This is a genomic window from Salinisphaera sp. Q1T1-3 (genome assembly GCF_003602005.1).
Taxonomy (GTDB): domain Bacteria; phylum Pseudomonadota; class Gammaproteobacteria; order Nevskiales; family Salinisphaeraceae; genus Salinisphaera.
The window spans coordinates 45,306-57,533 of record NZ_QZWD01000002.1; the positions used below are offsets into that span (position 1 = coordinate 45,306).

Annotated in this window: 12 protein-coding genes; 6 read left to right on the forward strand and 6 right to left on the reverse strand. The window is 65.2% G+C overall.

Features of this window, described 5'->3' with window-relative positions; translation table 11 throughout:
• Positions 1 to 236 precede the first annotated feature (236 nt).
• Genes D3260_RS02445 through cutA form a run of 3 tightly spaced genes read right to left on the reverse strand, consistent with a single transcriptional unit; the run spans position 237 to position 2,994 of the window.
• On the reverse strand, positions 237 to 767 hold the full coding sequence (locus tag D3260_RS02445) for a TlpA disulfide reductase family protein (RefSeq protein WP_120096978.1): 531 nt from the start codon (positions 765 to 767) through the stop codon (positions 237 to 239).
• Positions 764 to 2,647 carry a protein-disulfide reductase DsbD gene (gene dsbD / locus D3260_RS02450; protein ID WP_158583356.1) on the reverse strand — a complete coding sequence of 628 codons (1,884 nt, stop codon included), beginning with the start codon at positions 2,645 to 2,647 and terminating at the stop codon, positions 764 to 766. Before dsbD ends, D3260_RS02445 begins: the two co-directional genes overlap by 4 nt.
• Complete coding sequence (cutA, locus tag D3260_RS02455; RefSeq protein ID WP_120096980.1) at positions 2,647 to 2,994, reverse strand: divalent-cation tolerance protein CutA; 348 nt, start codon at positions 2,992 to 2,994, stop codon at positions 2,647 to 2,649. The genes dsbD and cutA overlap by 1 nt, the downstream gene beginning before the upstream one ends.
• Positions 2,995 to 3,125: 131 nt before the next feature.
• On the opposite strand from cutA, the gene D3260_RS02460 reads away from it, so the two are divergent.
• Complete coding sequence (locus D3260_RS02460) at positions 3,126 to 3,761, forward strand: peroxiredoxin (RefSeq protein ID WP_120096981.1); 636 nt, start codon at positions 3,126 to 3,128, stop codon at positions 3,759 to 3,761.
• A 235-nt stretch (positions 3,762 to 3,996) separates the two neighbouring features.
• Complete coding sequence (ilvD, locus tag D3260_RS02465) at positions 3,997 to 5,697, forward strand: dihydroxy-acid dehydratase (RefSeq protein WP_120096982.1); 1,701 nt, start codon at positions 3,997 to 3,999, stop codon at positions 5,695 to 5,697.
• 145 nt (positions 5,698 to 5,842) lie between these two features.
• Here the strand turns inward: ilvD and D3260_RS02470 are convergent, their stop codons facing one another.
• The 3 genes from D3260_RS02470 to D3260_RS02480 all read right to left on the reverse strand — a co-directional run bounded on the left by D3260_RS02470 (position 5,843) and on the right by D3260_RS02480 (position 7,631).
• A complete protein-coding gene (locus D3260_RS02470) occupies positions 5,843 to 6,331 on the reverse strand; it encodes a hypothetical protein (RefSeq protein WP_120096983.1) in 489 nt (162 codons plus the stop codon).
• Positions 6,332 to 6,486: 155 nt separating this feature from the next.
• Positions 6,487 to 6,753 carry a hypothetical protein gene (locus D3260_RS02475; RefSeq protein ID WP_120096984.1) on the reverse strand — a complete coding sequence of 89 codons (267 nt, stop codon included), beginning with the start codon at positions 6,751 to 6,753 and terminating at the stop codon, positions 6,487 to 6,489.
• Positions 6,754 to 6,827: 74 nt separating this feature from the next.
• A complete protein-coding gene (locus D3260_RS02480; protein ID WP_120096985.1) occupies positions 6,828 to 7,631 on the reverse strand; it encodes a TatD family hydrolase in 804 nt (267 codons plus the stop codon).
• A 153-nt stretch (positions 7,632 to 7,784) separates the two neighbouring features.
• Between D3260_RS02480 and D3260_RS02485 the strand changes: the two genes are divergently transcribed.
• From D3260_RS02485 to D3260_RS17410, 4 genes are all read left to right on the forward strand, one after another.
• On the forward strand, positions 7,785 to 8,465 hold the full coding sequence (locus D3260_RS02485; protein WP_120096986.1) for a TIGR04211 family SH3 domain-containing protein: 681 nt from the start codon (positions 7,785 to 7,787) through the stop codon (positions 8,463 to 8,465).
• A 48-nt stretch (positions 8,466 to 8,513) separates the two neighbouring features.
• Positions 8,514 to 10,436 carry a sodium:proton antiporter gene (locus D3260_RS02490; protein WP_120096987.1) on the forward strand — a complete coding sequence of 641 codons (1,923 nt, stop codon included), beginning with the start codon at positions 8,514 to 8,516 and terminating at the stop codon, positions 10,434 to 10,436.
• Complete coding sequence (locus D3260_RS02495; protein ID WP_120096988.1) at positions 10,433 to 11,083, forward strand: alpha/beta hydrolase; 651 nt, start codon at positions 10,433 to 10,435, stop codon at positions 11,081 to 11,083. The genes D3260_RS02490 and D3260_RS02495 overlap by 4 nt, the downstream gene beginning before the upstream one ends.
• 677 nt (positions 11,084 to 11,760) lie before the next feature.
• Positions 11,761 to 12,213 carry a TerB family tellurite resistance protein gene (locus D3260_RS17410; RefSeq protein WP_158583357.1) on the forward strand — a complete coding sequence of 151 codons (453 nt, stop codon included), beginning with the start codon at positions 11,761 to 11,763 and terminating at the stop codon, positions 12,211 to 12,213.
• The last annotated feature ends 15 nt before the right edge of the window (positions 12,214 to 12,228 follow it).

The following is a 12,228-nucleotide window of genomic DNA, read 5'->3' on the forward strand; positions in this document are numbered from 1 at the left end:
CGCATGTGGCCGATCGCTGCCGTGCGGCCGGCTGCGTCACCGGCGCCCTCGCATCGTGCGTCGGCGTCCATCTGCGAGCAAGTTTGCCGCATGCGAACGGGTGGCACAACTGCGATTCTGCAATCGCTGCCGTTCGGTGCCGTATTGCCGGACAATCGCCAACGTTCGAGGCAATCGAATAGGCATGAGCCGCCATTCCGGCGCCTGCAGAGCGTTTGAAACCGGCAAAATCAGGGTCATTCGGCGCCGGAGTCGCCCGATATCGGTGCCAAGGCGCGTCGGAGCCGACGTTCGGTGAGTTCGCCGATCAATTGCGACTGGATCCGACCCGATCGGCCCACGATCACCGTGAGCGGCACAACGCGAGATGCGCGTTCGGTCGCTGCATAGCGCGGCTGCAGTGCGGCGCCGCCCCGGGCGATGATCGGATAATCGACCGGGGCGTCTGCGAGGGCGCGCGCCACATCGTTCGGCGTGGTTTCGACCGCGATGCCGAGAACACGCACGCCGTGCGCGGCGTGCCGTCGGGCAAAACGATTCAGCATCGGCATCTCGCGGCGACACGGCGCACACCAGGGCGCCCAGAAATTCATGATCAGAATGTCGCCGTGATAGTCGGCAAGTCGATGGGGGTGACCGGCTCGATCCGTCAGCGAGAACGACGGGGCGGCCGGCGGCTGTGAGGCGATGCGCGCGAACCAGGCCAGCCCGGCGATCAGCCCCGCCAGGGCCAGCAGGGCGATGAGGTAAGCCGTTGCACGCCTCATGGCGTGCGTGCGGTGTTGTCGAGGCCGCCAAGCCGGCCGAGCAGGGTTTCGGCGTCGATCGTGCCGGTGACTCGTGCATCCGGGTTCGTATCCCCGTCGGCGCGATAGAACACGAGTGTGGGCGGGCCGAAGATGGACATCGCGCGCAACGCCTGTCGCTGGTCGGCCGTGTAATCGGTGATGTCGAACTCGATGGCCACGATATCGGTCAGGGCTGTGCGCACCGCCGGGCGTGCGAACACCGTGTGCTTCATCCGGACGCACTCCACGCACCAGTCGGCATAGACATCGACCATGGCCGCTCGATTCGTCTCACGGGCGCGTGCCAGGGCCCGTTTGAGCCCGGCCTGTGTGGTCACGCGCTCGAACGGACTCTTCGAGGCGGCCGCCCCCGTCGGATCGGATGTCGAGGCCAGCCCGGCGAGTGGGGCGGTCGGGCGGCCGTTGCCGATCGCCAGACCGGCCATCGCCAGGGCGACATAGCCGCCAAGCAGGGCGACGGCGACGCGACGGGACACGAGCAGACTCGTTCGCGATACTGGCCGGGTCGACAGATACGCCCCGTAGACCAGCGCGAGTCCGCCCCAGGCAGCCAGCGCTACGGCGGCGGGCGCCAGGCGCAGCCCGAGATAGAAGCCGGTCGCCAGCAGCAGGACGCCGAAGAAGACACGAATCTCGGCCATCCAGGCCCCGGTGCGCGGCAACACGCTGGCGCCGAAGACCGCCAGGGCGATCAGGGGCAGGCCCATGCCCAGACCGAGACAGAACAACGCCAGCCCACCCAGCAGGATGTTGCCGCTGGTCGAGATGTACAGCAGCGCACCGGCCAGCGGCGGCGCGACACAGGGTCCGGCAATGAGCGCGGCGGCGAATCCGAGTCCGGCTGCGCCGGCCAGGCTTCGGGAGTTGGTCGTCTCCGGGCCGGAAAGGCGCGCGCGCAGCGCGCCGGGCATCTGGAAGTCGAACCATCCGAAGCTCGCGCCGGCCAGAAGCAGGAACAGGCCAGCGAACGGCAGCAATACCAACGGCCGTTGGAGTGCGGCCTGGATATTGGCGCCGAAGTAGCCGGCGACGACGCCGAAGACAGCATAGGCCACGGCCATGGCGATGACATAGGCCAGCGCGAGCGCGAACGCCCGGGCACGCGAGACGTCACGGCTGCCGATCAGCCCGGCGACGATCGGGATCATCGGCAGGATGCAGGGCGTGAATGCCAGCCCGAGCCCGAGCAGGAGAAAAAGCCCGAGCGTGGCGACATGCGGCGCGTTGGCCAGCCGCTCGGCCAGCGTTGTCGTCGTATCGGCGTTGGACGGCTGCGTCGTGGTCGTCTCCCCGCCCGCGCGGCTGGCCAGCCGCGCAGCGGTCCGGGCGGTCTGCGTTATGTCTCGGGCGTTCTCGGGTGGGCCGGCGTTGGCGGTGGCGGTGGCGGAGACGTCATCGGGGATCGGCCGGGTTTTCTCCTGGGGGGGATAACACAGGCCGGCGTCGGCACAACCTTGATAGGAAACCGCGAGCCGGGCCGTCGACGGCAGATCGCCCTGCACGGGGATGCGGATATGCACCGTATGGCGATAGGTCTCGACCGGGCCGAAATATTCATCCGTATGTCGATTGCCCTCGGGAATCGTCGGCGGGCCGAGGCGCGCATCACCGGCGTCCTGGAGCGCGAAGGCGAAGGCGTGGCGATATAGATAATAGCCGTCGGCGATCTGCCAGGAGACCGACAGGGTATGCGGGCCGTCGCGCGAGACCTTGGGGGCGAAGGCCTTGTCGACCGGCAGCAGCGTGCTCGTGTCGGCCGCCGTTGCGGTAATGGCCGCGCTCAAGCAGACCAGAAGCACGGCGAGATACAGACATGACCGTGCCAGGGCGTTGTTCATCATGTCTCGGGTGTGGTCTGCTCGACGAGCCACTGCATGTAGGCCGGTGCGCCGTCGACGATCGGCAAGGCGATGCGTTCGGGGACATCGTCGGGATGCAGCGTTGCCAGGCGCGCGTCGATGGCAGCGAGACGGGCCTGTCGCGTCTTGATCACCAGCAGCTGCTCCGTGTCGCGCTCGATTCGCCCCTGCCAGCGATAGACCGACTGCACGCCGGCGACGATATTCACGCAGGCGGCCTCGTGATGTTCGACCAGGGCAGCGGCGATCGAATCGGCGATGGTCCGGTCCGGCGTGGTGACATAGACCACCACAGGGGCATCTTGATCCGGTGATGAGGCAGACATGAAGCGATATCCAGAGGCTTGGGACTCCCAAGACCATATAAGAATAGGTCTGAAGGTTGGGGCACGATCGGCGTCGCACCATGGCTGCATTGTTATACTTGAGCCCATTATCGGACCAAGGAGAACGCGCAATGAGCCTGAGACTGGGTGACACCGCACCGAACTTCACTGCTGACACCACGGAAGGCCACATCGATTTTCATGAGTGGCTCGGCGACGGCTGGGGCGTACTGATGTCGCATCCGGCCGATTTCACGCCGGTCTGCACCACGGAAATCGGGGCGACGTCGCGGCTGTCCGAAGAATTCGCCAAGCGTAATGCGAAAGCGATCGTGGTCTCCGTGGATTCGGTCGAGGACCACAAGAAGTGGGGCGAGGACATCGAGCGCACGCAGGGGACACCGCTGACCCTGCCGCTGATCGGCGACACGGATCGCAAGGTCGCCGAACTCTACGACATGATTCACCCGAACGAGGGTGACACCTCGACCGTGCGCAGTGTCTTCGTGATCGATCCGAACAAGAAGATCCGGATGACGCTGACGTATCCGAAGAGCGCGGGGCGTAACTTCGCCGAGATCCTGCGCGTGATCGATTCGCTGCAGTTGACCGACAATTACAAGGTGACCACGCCGGCCGACTGGCAGAACGGCGATGACGTCATCATTTCGCCGGCCCTGTCGGACCAGGATGCAGAAAAGCTCTTCCCCGAAGGCTGGAACGCGCTGACGCCGTATCTGCGCATGACCAAGCAGCCCAATCGCTAGGTGTTCAGTCCCGCCAAGCCAGTTGTTGGCGGAACTCGACACCTAGAACCCGGTCTGCGGTGACTGGCACCGCAGCGCCCACGCCTCGGCAGAGACTGCCGGGGCGTTTTTTTGCGCGACATGCCGGAATGCGACCGACAACATGAAGCCGCCCGTCCCGGCGTGGCGCTCATGTCGGTTTGGTGTGCCGTACAGGCGCTCGGCATAATGACGCTGACGTACAAGGAGACCATCGATGGCCGAAGACACGCCCAAACCGCGCCGCAGCCAGATCGTGACCCAGGGCACGGCCCGGGCCCCCAACCGCGCGATGCTGCGCGCGATGGGCTACACCGACGAGGATTTCGACAAGCCGATCGTCGGCATCGCCAATGGATATTCGACGATCACGCCGTGCAACATGGGCTTGAACAAGCTCACCGCGCGCGCTGAAACCGCTCTGGAACACGGCGGGGCGAAATCGCAGACGTTCGGCACCGTCACCGTTTCCGACGGTATCTCGATGGGCACGCCGGGCATGAAGTACTCGCTGGTTTCGCGCGAGGTGATCGCCGATGCCGTCGAGACCGCCGTTCAAGCGGAGTCGATGGACGGCGTCATGGCCATCGGGGGCTGTGACAAGAACATGCCGGGCGCGATGATCGGCATCGCCCGCATGAACGTCCCGGCCATCTTCGTCTACGGCGGCACGATCAAGCCGGGCCATCTGGACGGCGAGGATCTGACGATTGTTTCGGCCTTCGAGGCCGTCGGCCAGCGCGTGGCCGGTCGCATCGACGATGCCCAGGTCAAGCGGGTCGAATGCGCGGCCTGCCCCGGGGCAGGCTCCTGCGGGGGCATGTTCACCGCGAACTCCATGTCGAGTGCATTCGAGGCGATGGGCATGAGCCTGCCGTATTCCTCGACGATGGCCGCCGAGGATGCCGAGAAGGCCGATTCGACCGCGGCATCGGCCGAGGCGCTGATCACGGCGATCGAAAAAGACATCAAGCCGCGCGATCTGCTCACCTTCAAGGCGTTCGAGAACGCCATCGCGCTGATGATGGCCGTGGGCGGCTCCACCAACGCAGTGTTGCATCTGCTGGCCATCGCCCAGGCAGCGAATGTGGATCTATCGCTGGACGACTTCGAACGTATTCGCGCCAAAGTGCCGGTCTTCTGCGATCTCAAGCCGTCGGGCCGTTATGTCGTCACACAGCTGCACGCAGCCGGCGGGATTCCGCAGGTGCTCAAGATTCTGCTGAACGCCGGGCTGATCCATGGCGACACGCTGACCATCACCGGCCAGACGCTGGCCGAGGTGCTGGCCGATGTCCCGGATGCCCCGCCGGCGGGGCAGGATGTGATTCGTCCGATCGATCAGCCGCTCTACGAGACCGGGCATCTGGCCATCCTGAAGGGCAATCTGGCCGAAGAAGGGGCGGTGGCCAAGATCACCGGGCTGAAGAAGCCGTCGATCACTGGCCCGGCCAAGGTCTTCGATTCGGAAGAGCAGGCCATGGCGGCGATCGTCGATGAGTCGATCGTGGCCGGTGATGTGGTGGTCATCCGTTATGAAGGCCCGAAGGGTGGGCCCGGCATGCGTGAGATGCTGGCCCCGACCTCGGCGATCGTCGGCCGCGGGCTCGGCGAAAAGGTCGGGCTGATCACGGACGGCCGTTTCTCCGGCGGGACCTACGGCATGGTCGTGGGGCACGTCGCGCCGGAGGCCGCCGTTGGCGGTGGCATCGCGCTCGTCGAGAACGGCGATACCGTGACGATCGATGCCCACGCACGACAGCTGCATCTGCATGTTGACGATACAGAGTTCGCGCGTCGTCGCGCGGCCTGGCAGCGTCGGGCACCCAACGCCACCCGGGGTGTGCTGGCCAAATACATGCGCCTCGTCGGCAGTGCCGCCAAGGGCGCGGTGACCGATCAGCCGCCGGAGGACTGATTCCATGCGAGCCCGGCGTCTTGCGAGCCGCCGGGCTCGGCCTGTTGCCATGCGCTAGGCGAGATACGGATGGCCGGCGTGATCCCGTCACGCTGTCAAGCGGGCGCGATCCCGAATCGGGCCAAGCCCATGTCGGCGGCCTCGTTCAGTCGCTGAAGCGATCCACCAGAGCGGATAGACCGCGACGCACGAGAATCGGGCGGGCCGTGAACATCAGCGTGCGCCGCAGCGCCGGACTGGCGGCCAGCAACACGCCGGCCGAGAGGGCACCGGCAGTCAGCAACCCCGGGTTCGCACGCGCCCACTGCATGGCCCGGTCGCCCAGCACCGGACGCAGTTGATCCTCGAGAAACGTCTCGGACTGTGGATGCGAGGGTTCTTCGACAAGATGACCATGTTTTCTGGCACGTCGACGCAGCGCCGAGATCAGCCAAATCGTCAACAGCCCGAGGCCGAGCAGTACCAGCAGGCTGCCGGCGACGGTGAATGCCGCAGCCGCCGGGCCGAACGTGGGCTGCAGCCAGAGAAACAGCCCGGTCGCGGCAAAGGCAATGGCGATGATGACCACGAACAGGGCCAGCCAGATGAGGTAATGCAGCGATATGGCGGCCGCAACTCGGCTTTTAATGCTCACGCGCGTGACTCCATCGGGCGATCGGTGAAAGCGTTACCGGACATGGCCCGCGCCGGCGCATCCGGCGTGGTGCCGATGTAACGGCAGGGCCGCGAACAGGGCCTGGAGATGCCAGGCCGACAATCTCGACGGCCCTTTGTGGCGGACAACACGCCCTAGCGGAAAATCTTGCCCAGAATCAGGCCAATGACAAAAGCGGCGATGACGCTCGTGAAGGGACGTGCCTCGATCTCCGCGCCAACTTCCTTACCGCGCTTGCGCGCTTCCTTGGCATAGGTTTCGTAGGTGTCCTGGGCCTGTTTGCCGACCCGACGTGCCTGGTTCTCGCCACTCTGGCGAAAGCCTTCGGCCAGTTCTCGCAGGTCCTTTCGCAGGGATTCGACGTCGCGTTTGATGGCGTCGGTATCGGTGTTCTGACTCATGAAGCGCTCCTGTGATCGTTGTTTCAACTCAGCATAGCGGCTACATCGCGTCACCGCCATCGGGTGAATCCGGATCAGGACACAAGGCGATCCGGTAGTGCGAAAAAGCGGGCGGCGTTGGCCTGAGTGACGTGTTCGACGTGTTCGGGCGCCTGGTTCCGGGCATCGGCGACGCGATCACGCACCCAGGGCAGATACGCCGGCTCGTTGCGTCGGCTTCTGGGCTTCGGCCGGATAGTCCGGGGCAACAGGTAAGGACAATCCGTTTCGATCAGCAGGCGATCGTCGGGAATGGCGGGGACCGCGTCGAACAACGCCCGGCCGCGTCGCTCGTCGCAGATCCAGCCTGTAATGCCGATATGACAGCCAAGCGCCAGATAATCGTCGAGTGCGGCCGCGCTGTCGGTGAAACAGTGGACCACGGCGCGCGACAGATCGGGCAGGTGCTCGGCCAGGATGGCATGGAAATCGTCGTGCGCTTCGCGCTGATGCAGGAACATCGGCAACCCGGTGTCGACGGCCATGGCCAGTTGCTCGGCAAAGACCCGCTTCTGGACATCGCGCGGGCTGATGTCGCGGAAATAGTCGAGCCCGGTTTCGCCGATCGCGACCAGGCGGTTTCGAGCGGCGAGGTCGCGCATCTCGGCAGCGATCTCGGTATTCCAGTCCTCGGCGTGATGCGGATGCAGCCCGGCTGTGGCCGACAGATGCTGCGGGTCGGCTTCGGCCAGCGCGCTGGCGCGGGCGTTGCTCTCGCGGTCGCTACCGGTGACCACGCAGTGCGTGACGCCGGCGGCCTCGGCGCGTGCCATGACGGCTTCGCGGTCGTCGTCGAAACCGTCGTGGGCGAGATTCGCGCCGATATCGATCAGGGCCATGATGCGGGTCAGTGAGAAATCGCGCCCGACAGTGTAGCGTGCCCGACAAGCAGGGCCCGGGCGTTTGGCCTGCTTTGCTACACTCCGCCTCTTGCGGCGCGCGCGTGCGCGAGGGGACCTGTGGGTTTGGGATATTCCGTTTCGAGGGCTTTCATGCGAAAGACGAGAGCGCGGACGCGCTTTGCGGCGATGTGTCTGATGGGGCTGTGCCTGGTCTCGGTCGGCACGGCATCCGCGGCGACCCGCTATGTCAGTGATCAGTTGTCGATCAACATGCGCAGCGGGCCGGGCAACCAGTATCGGATCGATCGGCTGCTGGATGCCGGCGATCAGCTCGAAACACTGTCTTCCAACAACGGCTGGACCAAGGTCCGGACGCGCGACGGCAAGGTCGGTTTCGTGCTGACTCGATTCCTGGCCGATTCGCCGGCCGCCGAGAGTCAGCTCGCCGACGCGAAGAACAAGGCCGACAACCTGTCGTCCGAGAACCAGGATCTCAAGAAAGAGTTGTCCGAGGCGTTGCATGGTTCCGACCAGCTCGGCGAGCTGAAGAAGAATCTCGTCGCCGAGAACAAGTCGCTCAAGGCACAGCTCCAGAAAATACGCGAGACCTCGGCCGATGCGATCCGCATCGGCAACGAGAACGAGAAATATCGCCAGCAGATCATGCAATTGCGCTCGACCGTCGACCGGCTCAAGCACGAGAACGAGTCGCTCCAGTCGCGGCGTGAGGGCATGCAGGTCGGGGCGCTGATCCTCACGGGCGGCATTCTCATCGGCCTCTTTCTGCCGATGCTGCGGCGGCGTCGCAAGGGCAACTGGGACTCGTTGTAGTCTCGACCAGTCACACGCCGACACGGCGGTTACCGGTACTTCGCATCGATGGGACATCATCTTTCGCTACTTCTGATCGCGATACTCGCCCTGGGCGTGTTCTCGCAATGGATCGCCTGGCTGCTGCGCATTCCGGCGATCGTGCTTTTCCTTGTCTCCGGCGTGATCGCCGGGCCGGTGCTGGGCTACGTCAACCCCACCGAGGACATCGGGCCAGTGCTTTCGCCGATGGTTGGCCTGGCCGTCGCCGTGATCCTTTTCGAGGGCGGGCTGAGCCTGCGACTCCACGAATTCAAGGAAGCCGCATCCGGGGTGCGGCGTCTGGTCACGCTCGGCTCGGTCCTCTCCTGGGGGCTCTATTCGATCGCAGCCTATTACGTGGGCGGGCTGAGCCTGCCGGTCTCGCTGCTGTTCGGCGCGATCCTGGTCGTCACGGGGCCGACAGTCATCATCCCGATGCTGCGACAGGCCGGCCTGAACCGGCGTACTGCCTCCTATCTGAAGTGGGAAGGGATCATCAACGATCCCATCGGCGCGCTGCTGGCCGTGCTGGTGTTCCAGTACTTCGTGCTGTCCGGCGCCTATCCGGGCGGCGGCACGCAGGTCTTTCTGGAGCTCGGCCTGGCGGTGATCATTGCCCTGGTGCTCGGTGGTGGCGTGGCCCTGGCGCTCGGCTGGGCGTTCAACCACATCTGGGTGCCGGAATATCTCAAGGCCCCGCTGACGATCGCCTTCGTGCTCGTGATCTATGGCGTGGCCAGCGAGATCTTTGCCGAGGCCGGCCTGCTCGCGGTGACGGTCATGGGTATGGTGATGGGCAACATGTCCATCGCCGGCATGGCCGAGCTGAGACGGTTCAAGGAATACGTCACCGTCCTGCTGGTCTCGATCGTCTTCATCGTGCTCACCGCCGATCTCGATCCGAAGGTGCTGCTGCACCTGGACTGGCACGCGGCTGCACTGGTGGCCGTGGTGCTGTTCGTTGCCCGGCCGGCAGCGGTGTTTCTGGCGACCATGTTCACCGACATGAATTGGCGGGATCGGCTGCTCGTGGGCTGGATCGCGCCGCGCGGGATCGTGGCCGCGGCCGTCGCGGGTGTGTTCGCGCCCACGCTGGTCGAGGCCGGTTACGGCGGGGCCCAGCAGCTGTTGCCGCTGATCTTCGCGGTGGTATTTACCACGGTCGTGCTGCACGGCTTCTCGCTTGGCCGGCTGTCGCGCTGGCTGCGTCTGTCGGCCGAGCCCAACGGCGTGCTCATCGTCGGTGCCTCACCCTGGTCGACCGAACTGGCTCGGGCGCTGGCCAACGAACTGCACGTGCAGGTCCTGCTCGTGGATTCGTCGTGGCACCGCCTGCGCACCGCGCGGCTGGCCGGCGTGCGCGTGCTCTACGGCGAGGTGTTGTCCGAGACGATCCAGCAATCACTGGAACTCAACGAAATCGCCTGCATGATCGCGGCCACGAGCAATGATGCCTACAACGCGCTCGTGTGTTCGCACTTCGTCAACAGCCTGGAGCATGATCGCGTCTTCCAGCTGCCGATGTACGATGCCGACGAGAACAACGACTCCAAGGTCGTGGCGCGTCCGCTGCGTGGTCGGCCGGCGTTCCATGACAACGCCCAGTACGAAGAGCTCTGGCGGCGTCATCACCAGGGCTGGCAGTTCTACAAGACCAAGCTCACCGAGGCCTACGGTTTCGATGATCTCAAGCGCGACCGCGCCGAGGAGTCGATTCCGATCGCGGTGCTGCACGACGACAAGACACTGCTGCTGTCCCCGGCCAAGGGGGGCAGCCGGCCGGAAGTGGGCGACACGATCATCTATTATGCGCCGCGCCGCAGCGACGAGGACCGTCGTCGTGCCCGGGCCGAACGGGCCGAGGCTGCCAGTACCCGTGGCAACGGCGAGTTGCCGGCGGATCTGCCGGACCCGGCGCGTACAGAGAACCCGACGAGCGAGAACCAATGACTGATCTGACATGGCCGACCGGCACGGACAAGCGCGCCAGCGGTTTCATCGATGGCCCGGACGGGCGTCTGGAAGTCGATGTGGAGCTGCCCGGCGACCCGCCGCGTGGAGTCGTCGTGGTATGCCATCCGCATCCGCAGCAGGGCGGTACGAAAGACAACAAGGTCGTCTACATGACCGCACGGGCGGCGCGTGAGTCCGGGTTCGCGACGCTGCGTTTCAATTTTCGTGCGACGGGTGCCAGCGAGGGCCGCTACGACGAGGGCCGGGGTGAGCAGGACGACCTGCGGGCCGTACGGGACTGGGCGCTCGCGGCGTCCGGGCTCTCGCTGGCCGGTCTGGCGGGGTTTTCCTTTGGCTCGGCGGTCGCCCTGCGCGTGGCCGCGGCCGACGGGGCGCCGTCGCTGCTTACCATCGGATTGCCAAGCGCCTATTTCGACAACGAGCTCCCACGCCCGGATTGCCACTGGCTGGCCGTCTTCGGCGACGCCGACGATGTGATTGACGTGGAGACGGCGATCAAAACGGTGCGCGCGCTCGACCCGGCGCCGGCGCTCGTGATTCTCGAAGACGCCGGTCATTTCCTGCACGGCCGTCTGAGCGAGCTGCGCCGACACGCGCAGACATTCTGGCAAGCCGAGTGCTAGGGCCTGTTAGGTTTCGTACGAGCGCCTTTTCGTCGAGAGGCCGCAGTGTGTCCGGCAAGGCGCGAGTTGCCGATCGGGGCGTGCCACGATCAAGGCTCGCAACGCCCGCCGGGCGCCCATCGTCGATTTTTAATGGGCGGCCCAACCCGAAGGGACAGGCGTCCCAAAATCAAAAACACGACGGCAATCCAGCGTTCTGACACGCCGGCGCAGAGTGGCTGCACGGCGCGTACGACGCTTCGTTTTGCCGCCGCCCATCGTCAATTTCCGGGCGCACTGGGCGCGGACGCGCACGAAACCTCAACAGACCCTGGATAGGCAGGGGCCACCCGAAGAGCCAGCGGCCAGGCAACGACAATCCGGCGTTATCGCGCGCTCACATGGCTGGGCCACGCCATGCTCTCGATACCTCGTTATTGCTGCCGCTTGGCCGCGGGTGCGACGTCTCATCTCGTGACGACGCGCCCCAAGGCCTCGGGCGCAGCTGTCCAGGCCCGGACGACATATTTCGTGTCCTGGCGCCCGGATTCGTTGCCTTGGTCGGGTGTCGTTTCGTGCCAGGCGGCGTGGCGGCACCACGCCGTGTTACCGGATACGGCGAGCGTCTGCGCCTTGCGTGGTACAAAGAATCACTCGACATTCATGTCACGAACCGACGTCACAGGACACTAGAGATCATGGGCCTTTTCGATCGTCTCAAGGATGCCATCCAGCCGGCCGCCGGGGGCCAGCGTGACCCGGTTCGGGCACAGCGAATCGCGGCGGCCGTGCTTTTGCTGGAGATGGCACACGCCGACAACAATCACGACGCCGCCGAATACGATGAAATCCGGCGTCAGCTCAAGACCCATTTCGGTCTTACCGATGGTGAGGTCGAGGAGCTGATCGTGGCTGCCGCGCCCGAGGCCGAGTCGGCGGTTTCGCTCTATCAGTATCTGAAGACGCTGAACGAAGGGCTGGACGAGCACGAGAAACGCGAAGTTCTGGAGATGCTCTGGCGTGTTGCCTATGCCGATGACGAGCTCGATGCTCAGGAAGAAGTCCTGCTGCGCGAACTCGCCGACCTGCTGTATCTGTCGCACGAGCAGTTTCTGCGGGCCAAGTTCGCGGTGACCGGCGAATCGACCTGAGCGCGTTGCGTCGGG

Coding starts and splice junctions, on each gene's coding strand:
- D3260_RS02460 (WP_120096981.1), top strand. CDS start 3,126: ATGAGCCTGAGACTGGGTGACACCGCACCGAACTTCACTGCTGACACC.
- cutA (WP_120096980.1), bottom strand. CDS start 2,994: ATGTCTGCCTCATCACCGGATCAAGATGCCCCTGTGGTGGTCTATGTC.
- D3260_RS02480 (WP_120096985.1), bottom strand. CDS start 7,631: ATGGCCCTGATCGATATCGGCGCGAATCTCGCCCACGACGGTTTCGAC.
- D3260_RS17410 (WP_158583357.1), top strand. CDS start 11,761: ATGGGCCTTTTCGATCGTCTCAAGGATGCCATCCAGCCGGCCGCCGGG.
- ilvD (WP_120096982.1), top strand. CDS start 3,997: ATGGCCGAAGACACGCCCAAACCGCGCCGCAGCCAGATCGTGACCCAG.
- dsbD (WP_158583356.1), bottom strand. CDS start 2,647: ATGAACAACGCCCTGGCACGGTCATGTCTGTATCTCGCCGTGCTTCTG.
- D3260_RS02490 (WP_120096987.1), top strand. CDS start 8,514: ATGGGACATCATCTTTCGCTACTTCTGATCGCGATACTCGCCCTGGGC.
- D3260_RS02475 (WP_120096984.1), bottom strand. CDS start 6,753: ATGAGTCAGAACACCGATACCGACGCCATCAAACGCGACGTCGAATCC.
- D3260_RS02445 (WP_120096978.1), bottom strand. CDS start 767: ATGAGGCGTGCAACGGCTTACCTCATCGCCCTGCTGGCCCTGGCGGGG.
- D3260_RS02495 (WP_120096988.1), top strand. CDS start 10,433: ATGACTGATCTGACATGGCCGACCGGCACGGACAAGCGCGCCAGCGGT.
- D3260_RS02485 (WP_120096986.1), top strand. CDS start 7,785: ATGCGAAAGACGAGAGCGCGGACGCGCTTTGCGGCGATGTGTCTGATG.